We start from the raw sequence: 16,156 nt of genomic DNA, 5'->3' as shown, positions 1-16,156 counted from the left end.
CCGCCGTTACAAGGATTTGCGGAGACTAACGGGAGGAATTTTCAGCGCCTCACGGTACTTGGCAACCGTGCGGCGTGCGATGACCATTCCTTGTTCACCGAGCATTTCCGCGATCTTGCTATCGGATAATGGGTTCTTGGGGTCTTCTGCTCCTGTCAGTTGCACGATGAGAGCCCGGATCGCCGTCGAAGACGCTTCGCCCCCCGCTTCGGTGGCGACGTGGCTTCCGAAGAAATACTTCAACTCAAACATGCCGTGCGGGGTCAGCATGAATTTCTGAGTTGTGACACGAGAAATTGTGCTCTCGTGTAGTCCTAGTGTATCAGCTATCTCACGAAGCACAAGGGGCCGCATGGCAACCGCGCCATGGCTGAAAAAGTTCCGCTGACGCTCCACGATTGCCTGCGAAACACGCAGGATCGTGTCGAAGCGCTGGCGCATATTCTTGATGAGCCACTTCGCTTCCTGCAGCTGCGCGCTCATCTGGCTCTCGCCCTTGCCCTGCTTGAGCAGGGCCGCGTACATGTTGTTCACGCGCAGGCGCGGCATCACGTCCTGGTTCAGCATCACGCCCCAGCCGTTCTTCGTTTTCCGGACAATTACGTCCGGAACCACGTAGTCCGAGGTGCTCGAGGCGAAGGCGGCGCCGGGATGCGGATGGCACTGGCGGATCACGGCCTGGGCTTCGCGCAGGTCTTCGTCGTCGCAGTCGAGCGCCTTCTTGAGCTTGTTGAATTCGCGCTGGGCGAACCAGGTGAGATAGCCCTCGACGATCTTGAGGGCCATGCGCCGCGTCACCAGCGGCACGCCCGGCATGGCGCGGATCTGCAGCGCCAGGCACTCGGCCGCACTCCTTGCGCCCACGCCAACCGGATCGAGGCTCTGCACCAGCGCCAGCGCGCAGCGCAGCTCGTCCATCTCGACCTCGAGTTCCTCGGGCAGGCGCGCGTGGATCTCGTCGAGCTGCTCTTCCAGGTAGCCGTTGTCGTCGATGGCGTCGATCACGAGTTCGGCCAGCGCGCGGTCGCGCATGCTCAATCCCGTCACCCGCACCTGTTCCGACAGGTGCTCGCGCAGCGTGACGCCGGCCGCTTCCAGCTGCGGCCGGCCATCCTCGTCCTCGCCATTGCCCCCGGCGCGTCCGGGTTCGCCCCAGTCGGCGTCGCCCCGGTCGGCATCGCGTTCGCCGTCGGCGCCCGCGGCGTCGACGCCATCCGCCGCTTCGCCGTTCGGCGTCCCCTCTTCCGCAGCCGGCGCGGCCGGTGCCTCGCCAGTGCTGGGCGCATTGCTGATGGCGCCGTCGGCGAGCAGGCGCACCGAGTGGTCGAGCGGATCGTCCAGCCGCTCGAGCAGAGGATTGTCGGACAGGATCTGCTCGATTTCCTGGTGCAGTTCCAGCGTGGACAACTGCAGCAGGCGGATCGATTGCTGAAGCTGCGGGGTGAGCGCCAGGTGCTGCGAAGTCCGAAGTTGCAGGGATTGTTTCATCGCTTGTTGCTGCTTGATTGATGCTTCGTGAGTGCTACATGCGGAAATGCTCGCCCAGGTAGACGCGGCGCACGGATTCGTCGGCGATGATGTCGTCAGGGCGGCCCGAGGCCAGCACGGCGCCCTGGTTGATGATGTAGGCGCGGTCGCAGATGCCGAGCGTCTCGCGCACGTTGTGGTCGGTGATCAGGACGCCGATGCCGCGCTCCTTCAGGAAGCGCACGATGCGCTGGATCTCGATCACCGCGATCGGGTCGACGCCGGCGAAGGGTTCGTCGAGCAGCACGAAGCGCGGATTGGTTGCCAGCGCGCGCGCGATCTCGACGCGGCGGCGTTCGCCGCCCGAGAGCGACAGCGCCGGGTTCTCGCGCAGCTTCTCGATCTGGAGCTCGGCCAGCAAGGAATCGAGGCGCTCGTTGATGGCGTCCTTCGACAGCGGCTTGCCGTCCTCGTTGCGCTGCAGTTCCAGCACGGCGCGGATGTTGTCCTCGACCGTCAGCTTGCGGAACACCGAGGCTTCCTGCGGCAGGTAGGACAGGCCCAGCACCGCGCGCCGGTGGATCGGCAGGCTGGAGATGTCGGTGCCGTTGATCTCGATCGCGCCGGCGTCCGACGGCACCAGGCCGACGATCATGTAGAACGAGGTGGTCTTGCCGGCGCCGTTCGGGCCGAGCAGGCCGACGACTTCGCCGCAGCCCACTTCCAGCGAGACGTCGCGCACCACCAGGCGCTTGCCGTAACTTTTCTGCAGCCCCCGGACCACCAGGGTGCTGCGCGTGCTTGCATCTTTCATGTTTACTTTCCTGCGGGTGTGGCCGCTGGCGCCGGTCCGGTGCGGCGCGGCGCGATGATCAGGGTGCCGCGGCCGCCGCCGACCTTGCTTTCGCCGCTGGCGTCGTTGCGCACGGCCGCCACTTCGCGCCGGTTGTCGTAGGAGATGTAGGCGCCGTTGAGTTCATTGGTCAGGCGGCCGTTTTCCAGTTCCTTGACGACGGCTTTCGAAAACAGTTTCACCAGTTCCTGGCGCTCGTCGTACTCGATGCGCTCGGCCTGGCCCTCGACCCACAGGTCGCCCGCGCCGTCGCGCTTCTGGCGGAAGGTCGCGACGCGCCCGGGGCCGGCGGTGAGCGTGACGCTCATGTAGCCTTCCGGCGTTTCCTTGACCAGCGCGCGGTCGGACTTCATGGTGAGCGTGCCGCGCGTGAGGACCACGTTGCCGGTCAGGATGCGGGTCTGGGTCACTTCGTCGATGTCGAGCGAATCGAAGTTGACCACAGCCTGCTTGAGCGAGTCGGCGCGTTCGGCCGAAGCGGACAGCGACAGCAGCGTGAGGACGGCGGCAGCGAGGATTTTTTTCATGTTGGGTGCTCGTTCCTTGTGTTGTGTGGGTCAGCGCTGGCGCGGCGGATAGACGATCTGGCCGCGGCCGAGGTGCACCTTCTGGGTCGGGTTCTCGGCCACCAGGCCGACACTGTTGACGGTCGACGCGCCGAGCTCCATCTGCACCGGACGGTCGGTCCTGACGATCTCCTCGTCGGCCAGCACGGTCAGCGCACTGGTGCGCGCGCGCATCGCTTCCGACGCCGGCGTGGCCGGGCGCACGATGTCGACGTTGTCGATCAGCTCGATCCGGTTTTCCTGGTGGTGGATCTGGGCGCGGTCGGCGTGCATGGTCATGCGCGGCCGTCCCGGCGCCATGCTCTCGACCACCGGCTTGCTCACCTCCGAGACATCGCTCACCGGATGGTGGGCCAGGCGCTCGCCCGACACCAGGTAGCGCGGCTGGCCGCTCTCGGTCATGCGCACCAGGCTGAAGTTCTCGACGATGTAGTCCGGCTCGTTCCCGGCGTTGCCGAGATTGTCCGTGTCTTCCGATTGCAGGGCCTGCAGCAGCCAGAAGCTGCCGAAGGCGAAGAATACGGCCGTGAGCATCAGCGCCAGCAGCTTCCAGCGGTGCGAGGTCCGGCGGTTCACGAGGGTCGCCATGGCTCGTTACGCGAAATACGGCGCCAGCGCCTGTTCGTAGGTGCCCTGGGCGCGCATCACCATGTCGCACACTTCGCGCACGGCGCCGCGCCCGCCCGGCGCCTTGGTCACGTAGTGGGCGCGGTACTGCACTTCCGGGTGGCCGCTGGGCACGGTGACGGCGAAGCCGACCCTGGTCAGCAGCGGCAGGTCGATCACGTCGTCGCCGATGTAGCCGCACTCCTCGGCCGTCACGCCGGTCTGCGCCAGCAGCTCGGCAAAGGCGACGCGCTTGTCGTGGAAGCCCTGCCAGACGTGGGTGATGCCCAGGTCCCTGGCGCGGGCGTTGACGATCGGCGACTTGCGCGCGCTGATGATGGCGGTCTGCACGCCGGTCTTCTGCAGCAGCTGGATGCCGAGGCCGTCGAGGACGAAGAAGGTCTTGGTGACTTCGCCGTCGGGGCCGTAGGTCAGGCTGCCGTCGGTCAGGATGCCGTCGACGTCGAAGATCATGACTTTGACGCGCGCGGCGCGCTGCATGTGTTCCAGCGCAGTGATCACGCTACTCATCAGATCACCTTTGCGCGGGTCAGGTCGTGGATGTGGAGCGCGCCGACCAGCTTGCCGTCCAGGTCGACCACCAGCATCTGGTTGATGCGGAATTCTTCCATGATCGCCACGGCGTCGACCGCCAGCTGCTCGGGATGCACGGTGCGTGGATCCAGGTGCATGACGTCGCGGATGCCGATGTTCGAGAAGTCCTGCACGCGCTCGATCAGGCGGCGCAAGTCGCCGTCGGTGAACACGCCGATCGGGCGATTGTCGCCATCGACGACGGCGGTCATGCCCATGCCTTTCTGGCTCACTTCCAGCAGGGCCCGCGCCAGCGGCGTCTCGGGCGTGACCGACGGCACCGCCTCGCCGCTGCGCATCACGTCGCGCACGTGGGTCAGCAGGCGCCGGCCCAGGGCGCCGCCCGGGTGCGAGCGCGCGAAGTCTTCCTCGCGGAAGCCCCGCGCGTCGAGCAGCGCCACGGCCAGGGCGTCGCCCAGGGCCAGGGTGACGGTGGTGCTGGCGGTCGGCGCCAGGTTCATCGGGCAGGCTTCCTTGGCCACCGAGATGTCGAGGTGCACGTCGGACAGCTGCGCCAGGCGCGATTGCGGCTTGCCGGTCATCGCGATCAGGGGCGTGCCCATGCGCTTGACGACCGGCAGGATGTCCATCAGTTCCGACGATTCGCCGGAGTTCGAGATCGCGATGAACACGTCCTGGGCGGTGACCATGCCCAGGTCGCCGTGGGCGGCTTCGCCCGGATGCACGAACATCGCCGGGGTGCCGGTCGAGGCCAGGGTGGCGGCGATCTTGCGCGCGATGTGGCCGGACTTGCCCATGCCCGAGACCACGACGCGGCCGGTGCAGGCGTACAGCACAGCCACGGCGCGCACGACGGAGTCGTCCGCATCGAGCCGGTCGTGCAGGGCCTTTACCGCGTCGGCTTCGATCGCGAGGGTCTCGCGCGCCAGTGCCATCACGCGGCGCGACTGGTTCTCGTCAAAACTGTTCTGCATTGTTTTTTCATCGGTTACACTCATCCCGGAAGTATAAACGAATTGCGAAAGCAAAAAACTTGCCAGACGTATTAAACAACGCTCACTGCGTATAAATACACGCATACAAGACGCTCACGAATGGCATCCGGACTCGAACTGACTCTCCTCCTGCTCGGCAGCGCGGTATTGGGCGTGGTCGCCTTCCGCAGCCTGCATTTGCCGCCGATGCTGGGCTACCTGGCCGTCGGCGTGCTGATCGGCCCGCACGCGCTGGGCCTGGCCTCGGACACCGCCTCCACCCACGCGCTGGCCGAATTCGGCGTCGTGTTCCTGATGTTCTCGATCGGGCTGGAATTCTCGCTGGCCCAGCTGCGCGCGATGCGCCGCATCGTGTTCGGCCTGGGGCTGGCGCAGGTGGTGCTGACCATCGTCGCCGCGGTCGCGGGAACGCTGCTGCTGTCGATCTGGATCCCCGCCCTGAAGGTGAGCTGGCAGGCCGCGTTCGCGCTCGGCGGGGCGCTGGCGATGTCGTCCACCGCCATCGTGGTGAAACTGCTCACCGAGCGCCTGGAGCTGGAAAGCGAGCACGGACGGCGCATCATCGGCATCCTGCTGTTCCAGGACCTGGCCGTGGTGCCGCTGCTGATCCTGATTCCCTCCCTGGCGCGTGACCCCGAAGACCTGGCCGTGACCCTGGCCTGGGCCGCCGTGAAGGCGGCCGCGGTGCTGGCGCTGCTGCTGTTCTTCGGCCAGAAGCTGATGCGCAACTGGTTCACCCTGGTCGCCAAGCGCCGCTCGCAGGAGCTGTTCATGCTCAACCTGCTCCTGGTGACGCTGGGCGCGGCCTGGATCACCGAGCGCGCCGGCCTGTCGCTGGCGCTGGGGGCCTTTGTCGCCGGCATGCTCATTTCCGAAACCCAGTTCAAGCACCAGGTCGAAGAAGACATCAAGCCCTTCCGCGACGTGCTGCTCGGCCTGTTCTTCATCACCATCGGCATGCTGCTCAACCTGCGCATGGTGCTCGAGCACTGGTGGCTGGTGCTGCTGTTACTGGTGGTGCCGGTGCTGCTGAAATTCCTGTTGATCGCCCTGCTGGCGAAAGCCTTCGGGTCGTCCGATGGCGTGTCGATGCGCACGGGTCTCGCGCTGGCGCAGGCGGGCGAATTCGGCTTCGTGCTTCTCAACCTCGCCTCGGGCTCGAAATTGATCGACCCGTTCCTGATGCAGCTGGTGCTGGCCTCGATGGTGCTGTCGATGCTGGTCGCGCCCTTCGTCATCGCCAAGTCGGATTGGATCGTGATGAAGATCTCGGCCAACGAATGGATGATGCAGTCGCTGCAGCTGACGCAACTGGCCAGCCGCACGATGGCCGCGCAACAGCACGTGATCGTCGCCGGCTTCGGCCGCAGCGGCCAGAGCGTGGCGACCCTGCTGTCGGACGAAAAGCTGCCCTGGCATGCGCTCGACCTCGACCCCGAGCGGGTGCAGGAAGCGCAGGCGGCCGGCTCGAACGTCTCCTACGGCGACGCCGGCCGGCGCGAAGCCCTGATCGCGGCCGGCATCAACCGCGCCAGCGCCCTGGTGATCACCTTTGCCGACACCCGCGCGGCGCTGAAGGTGCTGCACCTGGTGCACGAGCTGGCGCCGTCGCTGCCGGTGATCGTGCGCAGCCACGACGACAGCGACCTGGAAACCCTGCGCCAGGCCGGCGCCACCGAGGTGGTGCCGGAAGCGCTGGAAAGCAGCCTGATGCTGGCGTCGCACGCGCTGGTGGTGGTCGGGGTGCCGCTGCGGCGCGTGGTGCACCGCGTGCAAAGCGCGCGCGACGAGCGCTACGCCGCCCTGCGCGGCTACTTCCACGGCGCCAGCGACGTCAGCGACGATCCCGAACACATGTACGTGCGCCTGCATTCGGTGGTGCTGCGCGAGGACGCGCAGGCGGTCGGACGCCGCCTCGACGAGCTCGGGCTGGACGAGCTGGGGGCCGAAGTGACCGGCATCCGGCGCGCGCGCATGCGGGTCGAACCCGAGGACGGGACGGTGCTGCGGGCGGCCGACGTGGTGGTCCTGCGCGGCTCGGCCGATGCGGTGACGCGGGCCGAGGGGCGCTTGTTGTAGGCTCAGGAACCCAGCGATTCCCAGCTCGGCAGCTTATATTTCTTCTTGCTCCAGGCGTAGACGCCGGCCATCGCCAGGCCATAGCAGAGGCCGCAGATCACGGCGCCCAGCAATGCCATGGCGGGATGCGTTCCATCCGTGCGCCAGCGGAAGATCCACATGATGAGCGCCCAGAAGGGAGCGAACCAGACCGCGTGAACGAAGGTCGTGCGCCAGAACGACTCGAAGTGCAGCGGGCGCACCTGCATGCCGAGCTTGCGGAACAGGCGCAGCTGGACCGGTTCAGAGGTGTGCTGGGGAATGCCGTGCCGGTTAAGAACGGCAATGGCGCGCTGGCGGCGTTCTTCGAAAGTCATGTTGATTCCTGGTAACAAATTGGCAAAATGCTAGCACGAACGAGCAGTTTGCGGATACCGCAATTCGTAGGGTGGGCTCTTGAGCCCACGCGGTCGTACCACGCCAAGCCGCAAAGCAACTGTATTGTTCACCGATGGGCAGCCAGTTTCGTTCATTACGCGTGAACGATCGACAGGCATACCGGGTACCGCGTGGGCTCGAGAGCCCACCCTACGTGAAAGAATATTTCATCAACAACAGGTTGATGAAATATTCTTTCAGCCCGCCAGCATCACCCGATTTCGTCCTGCTTCCTTCGCCTGGTATAAGGCCGCGTCCGCCTGCGCCACCAGTTGCTGCGCCGCGTTCTCGATCGGCTGCTCGCGTGCGGTGTCGCCGAGCGTGGCCACGCCGATCGACACCGACACCTCCAGGAACTGGCCGTCCGCCAGGTCGACCGGAAGACGCGCCACGCCGGCGCGGATGCGGTCGGCCACGATGGCGGCGGCCGGAAGGTCGGCGTCGACCAGCAGCACCACGAATTCCTCGCCGCCGAAGCGCGCCAGCGCGTCCGACAGGCGCAGCTCGCTCTTGATGCGGCTCGCCACTTCGCGCAGCACCTCGTCGCCGGCCTGGTGTCCAAACCGATCGTTGACAAGCTTGAAGTAGTCGACGTCGATGAACATGACGGAAATCCGGTAGCCCTGGCGCCGCGCGCGGGCGATCTCTTCCAGCAGGCGGCGGTCGATGTAGCGGCGGTTGTACACGCCCGTCAGCGCATCGGTCAGGCCGATGTACTTGAGCATCTCGTTGCTGATCACGTTCTCCAGGCAGATCGCGATGATCGAGGCCATGTGCTCGATGAAGTCGGTCGCCATGGCCGGCGTGAAGCGCTGCGGATCGCGGCTGCCCAGGTTCAGGCTGCCGATCAGGCGCTTGTTGCGCAGCAGCGGAACCAGGGCCACGCTCGCCAGGCCGGCGGGCGCGTGCGGGAAGCGCGGGCGGTGCGCGGCCGCGTCGAAGGCGCCCAGGCGCGGGCGCGGTTTGGCGCCGTCGGCCGTCTCGAAGCCGAGTTCGAGCGCATGCTCGCAGAACAGCAGGTCGGGCAGCGGTTCGAAGTCCACGCCCAGCTTGTGCATGACGGTATAGATGTCGGCGTCGGCGTCGACCAGCGACAGGGTCACCGCGTCGAGTTCGGAAATGACCGGCAGCATGCGGAAGATGGTGCCGACCAGCTCCTGGAAGGTCGAGGCGCCGACGATTTCGAGGTCGAACGCCTGGTGCCGGCACATGATGTCGTGGTTGCGCTGGGCCTGGTCGATCAGGTAAGCCATGCGTGCACGCAGGGCTTCGTTTTCGGCAATCAGGTCGCGCGACGTCGCGTCCGGCTGGTGCATGACATTCCTTTCAGCAATAACCGTTACCTTACGCGATACGGTCCCGCTTGGGAACGAAAACGGGCGTTTCCCGACCGGCGGCGGTCCCTCGCGCTGCCTTAAAACGACAAAGCGACGTCAAGCTCCTGGCCGACCCGCAGCACGCCGCCGGCGCCTTCGAGCACGATGCAGTTCATGCCGACGCAGACCGCGCCGTCGAGGATGGCCTTGCCGCGCCAGGATTGCAGGATGTCGAGCGGGTCGGGACCGGGAATGCCGGTGGCCTGGTCGACCGCCGGGATCGGGCAGCGCGCGCAGGGCTTCACCGGCTTGATCACGATCTCGCCGGTACTGAACGAGGCGGTGTAGTCCTCTTCGAAGGGGTCGGTGCCCGCGACCACCAGGTTGGACCGGAAGCGGTCCATCGGCAGCGCTTCGCGGCCGGCGGCCAGCAGGCGCGCGTTGATCTCGTCGAGCGCGGCGGCGCCGATCAGGAGCAGCGGATAGGCGTCGGCGAAGCGGGCGCTGGACGGCGCGCCGCCGGTCCACTTCATGCTGGTCGGGCGTTCCAGGCCGGGGCGGAAGCGCACCAGGCGGCAGGCGCCTTGCAGGGCGTCGCGGAACCAGGCGGCGGCGGCATCGCCGCAATCGCCGGCCTCGACCTCGTCGTCCCAGATCCGCACGCGCCGGATGGGTGCGCCGGCGTCCAGCGCCAGCGGCAGGCGCAGCGGCGGCATGCCGGGCGCCGTCACCACCAGGGCCTCGCCTTCGACGCGCGGCCTGATGGTCGCCATGCGCGGGTATTCGCGCTGGGTCAGGAACTGGCCCTCCCCGTCCACCAGCATCCACTCGCGGTCGTGCACGCCCTGGGCGTAGAGACCAGAGACGGTGGCCTGCGCCTCCTCGACCGCGATGCCGGCGCAGGATTTGATGGGATAGAGGATGAGTTGGGAAAGGATGGCCATGCTGCGTCGGTGCGTGTGTCGGAAAGGCGGACAGTATCGCACCAAACATGGTGCCGTTCACCGGCCTGGCTACGGCCATTATTGCTTCGCAACCAAACGTATTTTTAACAATGTATTTTGTGTTTTTTAACTTCTTGTTTTTAAATAATTTTTCCGTTGTGTAACGGTGACAGCGCATAAATTAAAGAGACAACTGTAGGAGTTTTCCTACTGGAAATATTTGCAATGCCAGTTCATATTGCCCACCCAAAGATCATGAATAACGTTTACCGGCTTGTTTGGAATGCAACCCTTGGCCTGTGGCAAGCAGCGCCCGAAACGGCCCGGGGCCGCGGCAAGAACAAGTCGTCGCGCGCGTTGCGCCCGGCGCTGGCCAGCGCCGCCCTGGCGTGGACGCTGGCGGCCCAGGCGGGCGCCCCGTTGCCGAACGGCGGCAGCGTGGTTGCCGGCACCGGCACCATCGAGCAGTCGGGCAACGTCATGACCATCGACCAGGGCACGGCGAAGATGGCGATCGACTGGAGCAGCTTCTCCATCGGCCAGGGCAATACCGTGGTCTTCCGCCAGCCCTCGACCAGCGCCGTGGCCCTGAACCGCGTGCTCGGCAGCGATCCTTCCCTGATCCAGGGCGCGCTCAGCGCCAACGGCCAGGTATTCCTGCTCAATCCCAACGGCGTGCTGTTCAGCCCGACCGCCCAGGTGAATACCGCCGGCCTGCTGGCCTCGACCCTGGACATGAGCAACGACGACTTCCTGGCCGGCCGCAACCGCCTCTCCGGCGCCAGCGGCAACGCCGTCGTCAACCAGGGCCTGCTGCGCGCGGCGAACGGCGGTCCGGTCGCGCTGGTGGCGGCGAAGGTCAGCAACGCCGGCACTATCGAGGCCGACGGCGGCAGCGTGGTGCTGGGCGCGGGTGCGGACGTGCTGCTCGACCTGGGCGGCCCGGTCAAGCTGCAGCTGAAGAAAGGCGCGCTCGACGCGCTGGTTGAGAACGGCGGCGCGATCCGCGCCGACGGCGGCACGGTCCTGCTGACCGCGGCCTCGGCCTCGGAACTCTCCGGCACCGTCATCAACCAGGCCGGCACCATCCGCGCCCGCACCCTGGCCACCGGCCGCAAGGGCGAGATCCTGCTGCTGGGCGACATGCAGGACGACCACATCCAGGTCGGCGGCAGCCTCGACGCCAGTGCCCCGCTCGGCGGCGACGGCGGCTTCATCGAAACCTCGGCGGCCCACGTGACCCATGCCGCGGGCCTGCGGGTGGACGCCGGCGCGGCCCAGGGCAAGGGCGGCCAATGGCTGGTCGACCCCTACGACTACACGATCAACGCCACGGCGGCGCAGAACATCGCCGCGGCCCTGAACACCGGGACCGACGTCACCATCACGACCCAGGCCAGCGCGCCGCAGTACGGCGCTGGCGCCAGCAACGCGGGCAGCGGCGACATCACCGTCGCCAGCGCCATCAATAAAAGCGCAGGCCGCGACGCCACCCTGACCCTGCAAGCCGACCGCAACGTGATCGTCGGCGCCGACATCGGCGCGAGCAGCGGCAAGCTGGGCATCACGCTCAGCGCCGGCCACGCCGGCGGCGTCTACGGCGGCGTGCGCGTAAACGGCAACCTGGCGTCGAACGGCGGCGACATCCTGATCGGCGGCGCGCACGGCACTCCGAACCAGGGCATCGGCTACGCGACCAACCTGAACGGCACGGAAGCGGCGGTGGTCGTCGAGCAGAACAAGTCCATCCTCTCCACCGGCGGCAACATCGTCGTCAACGGCCGCGCCACGGCCACGCCAACCAAGGGCGGCATGTCGGGCGTGATCGGCGGCGTCTACATCAAGTCCGGCGCCAAGATCCTGTCCGGTACGGGCGACCTGTACATCACCGGCGAAAGCACCGCCAGTACGCTGATCTACGGCGTCGGCTTCGAAGCTAATTCCGGCACCAAGACCATCGTCGGCAGCGCGACCAACGGCGGCAACATGCTGATCAACGCGGTGAACAGCTCGGCCGGCACCGCCGACGAGCGCGACAAGGGCGCGATGGGCATGGTCAACTACGGCAGCGTGGGCCAGTTGTCGTTCTACGGTCCGTCGGTGGCGAGCTGGCTGGTGTTCATCAACGGCGCGCCACAGGTGTCCGGCTATACCCGCACGCCGCAACTGAACTGCGCCGCCGGCTACTTCAACTGCGGCTACCTGGTCGTGCCGGGCAAGAACAACAGCTACCTGTACGCGGGCTACGAATCGGTCGACATGGCGACCCAGGCCGCCTACGTACTCCAGACCGGCGCCGGCACCAAGGTCTACGACGGCAACACGACCGCGACCGGCCTGACCCTGGGCACCCTGGGCGGCCCGGCCGGCTTCTCGGTCGCCAGCCTGACGCCGGCGCCGCTGTTCCACACCACCAGCAAGAACGTCGGCAGCTACACGCGCCTGGTGCGCGACGCCGCCAACCCGACCTCGCTGACCTCGGGCTCGACCACCTATGCGGTCGGCTACTTCAACAGCGGCAGCTACAGCATCACGCCGAAGGCGCTGACCCCGACGGTGGCCAGCAAGGTCTACGACGGCACCAGCAGCGCCGCCGTGAGCGCGAGCGGCCTGGTGACCGGCGACAGCGTGGTCCTGAAGGGCAGCGGCAGCTTCGGCGGCACCGGCATCGGCAACTACAGCAACATCAGCGTCAGCGGCATCGAACTGACGGGCCCCGACGCCGGCAACTACACCCTCGGCAACGCCTCGGTGTCGAACATGAGCGCGAGCATCCTGCCGCGCGAACTGACCCTGGCCGCCGGCAAGACCTACGACGGCTCCAGCGACGTGACGCGCGCCCTCGCGCTCGGCAACCTGGTCGACGGCGAACGGATCAGCGTCGACAGCGCGCTGGCGAACAGCAGCCACGCCGGCGAAGCGGCCCATGTGAGCGCGGTTGCCCTGTCCGACGGCGGCAGCGGCGTGCTGGCCAACTACGTGCTGCCCTCGCTCACCGCCGCGTCCAGTGCCAATCGCGTCGCGATCGTCCCGCGCACGCTGAGCATGCAGCTGATCGATACCGGCGCAAGCAAGACCTACGACGGCACGCTCGCCCCCTGGGGCTGGCAGCCGGTCTACACGGTCGCCGGCCTGGCCGCGCCCGACCTCGGCGCGCACGTCGCGCTGACCCACACGGGCGCGGCCTACAACAGCGCCAACGTCCTGGAAGCGAACCGGATCACGGTGTCGGGCCTGGCGGTCGGCGCGGTGAGCGGCGGCGTGGCGCGCGCCGGCGACTACGTGCTCGATGCGAGCAGCAAGAGCGTCGCGGCGCGCATCGACGCGCGGCCGCTGGCGATTGCCGCCGAGTCGCGCGCGAAGATCTACGGCGACGCCGACCCTGCGCTGGCCTACCGCATCACGGCCGGCGCGCTGCTGGACGGCGACAGCCTGTCCGGCCAGGTAGTGCGGGCCGCCGACGAGGATGTCGGCAGCTATGCGATCGACGCCTCCGGACTCGCGAACCCGAACTACGCCGTGAGCGCAAGCGGCGCGCAACTGATCGTCATGCCGCGCGCGCTCGCGGTTGCCGCCGACAACCGCAGCAAGGTGTATGGCGACGCCGATCCGACCCTGAGCTACCGCATCGTCCAGGGCAACCTGGTCGGCAACGACACCCTGCACGGCAGCCTGACCCGCGTGGCGGGCGAAAACGTCGGCAGCTACGCGGTCGACGCCTCGCAGCTCGCCAACGGCAACTACCTGGTCTCGGTGCAGAACGGCAGCTTGAGCATCACGCCGCGCCCGCTGTCGGTCGCGCTCGACGCGGTCAATAAAACCTACGGCGACGCCGACCCGCTGTTCGGCTATCGCATCACCGGCGGCAGCCTGGCCGGCAACGACACGCTGTCCCTCACCCGCGACGTTGGCGAGAACGTCGGCAGCTACGCGCTCGGCGCCAGCGCCAGCCCGAACTACGCGCTGAGCGTGACGGGCGCCGCCCTGAGCATCGTACCGCGCGCGCTCACCGTTGCCGTGAGCGATGCCGCGAAGGTCTACGGCGATACCGATCCGCTGCTGGGCTACCGCATCGTCGGCGGCCAGTTGGTCGGCAACGACACCCTGAGCGGCAGCCTGTCCCGCGTGGCCGGCGAAAACGTCGGCAGCTATGCCATCGACGGCTCACGGCTCGCCAACGGCAACTACGTCCTGACCGTCAACAACGGCACGCTCTCGATCACGCCGCGTCCGCTGTCGATCGCGCTCGATGCGGCCCATAAAACCTATGGCGACGCCGATCCCGTGCTCGGCTACCGCATCACCGGCGGCAGCCTGGTCGGCAACGACACGCTGGCCGTGAGCCGCGCGGCCGGCGAAAACGTCGGCAGCTACGCGCTCGGCGCCAGCGCCAGCCCGAACTACGCCCTGAGCGTGAGCGGCGCAACCCTGAACGTCACGCCGCGCGCCTTGAGCGTCGCTGCCGAGAATGCGGCCAAGGTCTACGGTGACGCCGATCCGGCGCTCGCTTACCGCATCGTCGGCGGCAACCTGGTCGGCAACGACACCCTGAGCGGCAGCCTGGCCCGCGCGGCCGGCGAGAACGTCGGCAGCTATGCGATCGACGCCTCCGGCCTGGGCAACGGCAACTACGCCGTCACGGTGCAAAACGGCGTGTTGACCGTCAATCCGCGCGCGCTGTCGATCGCGCTCGACACGGTCAACAAAACCTATGGCGATGCCGATCCTGTGCTCGGCTACCGCGTCACCGGTGGCAGCCTGGTCGGCGGCGACACGCTGGCCGTCAGCCGCGCAAGCGGTGAAAACGTCGGCAGCTATGCGATCGATGCGAGCGCCAGCCCGAACTACGCGCTGAGCGTGACGGGGGCCGCCCTGAACATCGCGCCGCGCGCCTTGAGCGTCGCCGTCAACGACGCCGCGAAGGTCTACGGCGACGCCGATCCGACCTTGGGCTACCGCATCGTCCAGGGCAACCTGGTTGGCAACGATGCCCTGAACGGCGTTCTCACCCGCGTGGCGGGCGAGAACGCCGGCAGCTACGCGATCGACGGCTCGCAGCTCGCCAACGGCAACTACATCCTGACCGTCGCTAACGGCACGCTCTCGATCACGCCGCGTCCGCTGTCGATCGCGCTCGATGCGGCCCATAAAACCTATGGCGACGCCGATCCCGTGCTCGGCTACCGCATCACCGGCGGCAGCCTGGTCGGCAACGACACGCTGGCCATCGGCCGCGCGGCGGGCGAAAACGTGGGTAGCTACGCGCTCGGCGCGAGCGCCAGCGCCAACTACGCGCTGAGCGTGAGCGGCGGCGCCCTGAACATCGCGCCGCGCGCCTTGAGCGTCGCCGTCAACGACGCCGCAAAGGTCTACGGCGACGCCGATCCGACCCTGGGCTACCGCATCGTCCAGGGCAACCTGGTCGGCAACGATGCCCTGAACGGCAGCCTCACCCGCACGGTGGGCGAGAACGTCGGCAGCTACGCGATCGACGGCTCGCGGCTCGCCAACGGCAACTACGTCCTGACCGTCAACAACGGCACGCTCTCGATCACGCCGCGTCCGCTGTCGATCGCGCTCGATGCGGCCCATAAAACCTATGGCGACGCCGATCCTCTGCTCGGCTACCGCGTCACCGGCGGCAGCCTGGTCGGCAACGACACGCTGGCCATCGGCCGCGCGGCCGGCGAGAACGTCGGCAGCTACGCCATCGACGCCAGCGCCAGCCCGAACTACGCGCTGAGCGTGAGCGGCGGCGCCCTGAACATCGCGCCGCGCGCGCTGACCGTCGCCGCCGAGAATGCCGCGAAGGTGTATGGCGACGCCGATCCGACCCTGGGCTACCGCATCGTCCAGGGCAACCTGGTCGGCAATGACACCCTGAGCGGCAGCCTGGCCCGCGCGGCCGGCGAGAACGTCGGCAGCTACGCCATCGAGGCCTCCGGCCTGGGCAACGGCAACTACGCCGTCACCGTGCAAAACGGCGTGTTGACCGTCAATCCGCGCGCGCTGTCGATCGCGCTCGACACGGTCAACAAAACCTATGGCGATGCCGATCCTGTGCTCGGCTACCGCGTCACCGGCGGCAGCCTGGTCGGCGGCGACAGCCTGGCCCTCACCCGCGTGGCGGGCGAGAACGTCGGCAGCTATGCCATCGACGCCAGCGCCAACCAGAACTACGCGCTGAGCGTGAGCGGCGGCGCCTTGAACATCGCGCCGCGCGCCTTGAGCGTCGCCGTCAACGACGCCGCGAAGGTCTACGGCGACGCCGATCCGACCCTGGGCTACCGCATCGTCCAGGGTAACCTGGTCGGCAACGACACCCTGAGCGGCAGCCTGGCCCGCGCGGCCGGCGAGA

At 67.4% G+C, this 16,156-nt stretch carries 11 protein-coding genes; 2 read left to right on the top strand and 9 right to left on the bottom strand.

Annotated elements, in window-relative coordinates; translation table 11 throughout:
• Positions 1-6: 6 nt before the first annotated feature.
• From RT688_RS13895 to RT688_RS13870, 6 genes are read right to left on the bottom strand one after another with little or no spacing between them, the layout of a single operon-like run.
• The gene (locus RT688_RS13895) at positions 7-1,488 is read right to left on the bottom strand and encodes an RNA polymerase factor sigma-54 (RefSeq protein ID WP_313705450.1); all 1,482 of its coding nucleotides are present in this window, start codon (positions 1,486-1,488) and stop codon (positions 7-9) included.
• Between the two features lie 34 nt (positions 1,489-1,522).
• Complete coding sequence (lptB, locus tag RT688_RS13890) at positions 1,523-2,281, bottom strand: LPS export ABC transporter ATP-binding protein (protein ID WP_313705449.1); 759 nt, start codon at positions 2,279-2,281, stop codon at positions 1,523-1,525.
• 2 nt (positions 2,282-2,283) lie between these two features.
• Positions 2,284-2,847 carry a lipopolysaccharide transport periplasmic protein LptA gene (gene lptA, locus RT688_RS13885; protein ID WP_313705448.1) on the bottom strand — a complete coding sequence of 188 codons (564 nt, stop codon included), beginning with the start codon at positions 2,845-2,847 and terminating at the stop codon, positions 2,284-2,286.
• A gap of 30 nt (positions 2,848-2,877) precedes the next feature.
• Positions 2,878-3,474, bottom strand: coding sequence for an LPS export ABC transporter periplasmic protein LptC (lptC, locus tag RT688_RS13880; protein ID WP_313705447.1), 597 nt, complete (start codon positions 3,472-3,474; stop codon positions 2,878-2,880).
• Positions 3,475-3,480: 6 nt separating this feature from the next.
• On the bottom strand, positions 3,481-4,023 hold the full coding sequence (locus RT688_RS13875) for an HAD family hydrolase (protein WP_313705446.1): 543 nt from the start codon (positions 4,021-4,023) through the stop codon (positions 3,481-3,483).
• Complete coding sequence (locus RT688_RS13870) at positions 4,023-5,045, bottom strand: KpsF/GutQ family sugar-phosphate isomerase (protein ID WP_313705445.1); 1,023 nt, start codon at positions 5,043-5,045, stop codon at positions 4,023-4,025. The genes RT688_RS13875 and RT688_RS13870 overlap by 1 nt, the downstream gene beginning before the upstream one ends.
• Before the next feature lie 96 nt (positions 5,046-5,141).
• Between RT688_RS13870 and RT688_RS13865 the strand changes: the two genes are divergently transcribed.
• Entirely contained in the window at positions 5,142-7,121 is a 1,980-nt protein-coding gene (locus RT688_RS13865; protein WP_313705444.1) for a monovalent cation:proton antiporter-2 (CPA2) family protein, read from the top strand.
• Positions 7,122-7,123: 2 nt separating this feature from the next.
• Here the strand turns inward: RT688_RS13865 and RT688_RS13860 are convergent, their stop codons facing one another.
• From RT688_RS13860 to RT688_RS13850, 3 genes are all read right to left on the bottom strand, one after another.
• The gene (locus RT688_RS13860) at positions 7,124-7,477 is read right to left on the bottom strand and encodes a DUF6404 family protein (RefSeq protein WP_313705443.1); all 354 of its coding nucleotides are present in this window, start codon (positions 7,475-7,477) and stop codon (positions 7,124-7,126) included.
• Between the two features lie 258 nt (positions 7,478-7,735).
• Positions 7,736-8,854: a DUF484 family protein gene (locus RT688_RS13855; RefSeq protein ID WP_313705442.1), complete on the bottom strand. Its 1,119-nt coding sequence runs from the start codon at positions 8,852-8,854 to the stop codon at positions 7,736-7,738.
• Positions 8,855-8,952: 98 nt separating this feature from the next.
• Complete coding sequence (locus RT688_RS13850) at positions 8,953-9,798, bottom strand: MOSC N-terminal beta barrel domain-containing protein (protein ID WP_313705441.1); 846 nt, start codon at positions 9,796-9,798, stop codon at positions 8,953-8,955.
• A gap of 255 nt (positions 9,799-10,053) precedes the next feature.
• Here RT688_RS13850 and RT688_RS13845 point away from each other — a divergent pair.
• Positions 10,054-16,156 (top strand): MBG domain-containing protein (locus tag RT688_RS13845; protein WP_313705440.1); only part of this gene is annotated, 6,103 nt, incomplete at its 3' end.

This window comes from Massilia sp., from assembly GCF_032106685.1.
GTDB lineage: Bacteria > Pseudomonadota > Gammaproteobacteria > Burkholderiales > Burkholderiaceae_D > Telluria.
The sequence above is the reverse complement of the archived record's forward strand: the minus strand, read 5'-3'. Positions and strand labels throughout refer to the sequence as shown.

Bases quoted from the DNA above. Each gene is read 5' to 3' on its own strand.
- RT688_RS13895 (WP_313705450.1), bottom strand. From the start codon at position 1,488: ATGAAACAATCCCTGCAACTTCGGACTTCGCAGCACCTGGCGCTCACC.
- lptB (WP_313705449.1), bottom strand. From the start codon at position 2,281: ATGAAAGATGCAAGCACGCGCAGCACCCTGGTGGTCCGGGGGCTGCAG.
- lptA (WP_313705448.1), bottom strand. From the start codon at position 2,847: ATGAAAAAAATCCTCGCTGCCGCCGTCCTCACGCTGCTGTCGCTGTCC.
- lptC (WP_313705447.1), bottom strand. From the start codon at position 3,474: ATGGCGACCCTCGTGAACCGCCGGACCTCGCACCGCTGGAAGCTGCTG.
- RT688_RS13875 (WP_313705446.1), bottom strand. From the start codon at position 4,023: ATGAGTAGCGTGATCACTGCGCTGGAACACATGCAGCGCGCCGCGCGC.
- RT688_RS13870 (WP_313705445.1), bottom strand. From the start codon at position 5,045: ATGAGTGTAACCGATGAAAAAACAATGCAGAACAGTTTTGACGAGAAC.
- RT688_RS13865 (WP_313705444.1), top strand. From the start codon at position 5,142: ATGGCATCCGGACTCGAACTGACTCTCCTCCTGCTCGGCAGCGCGGTA.
- RT688_RS13860 (WP_313705443.1), bottom strand. From the start codon at position 7,477: ATGACTTTCGAAGAACGCCGCCAGCGCGCCATTGCCGTTCTTAACCGG.
- RT688_RS13855 (WP_313705442.1), bottom strand. From the start codon at position 8,854: ATGCACCAGCCGGACGCGACGTCGCGCGACCTGATTGCCGAAAACGAA.
- RT688_RS13850 (WP_313705441.1), bottom strand. From the start codon at position 9,798: ATGGCCATCCTTTCCCAACTCATCCTCTATCCCATCAAATCCTGCGCC.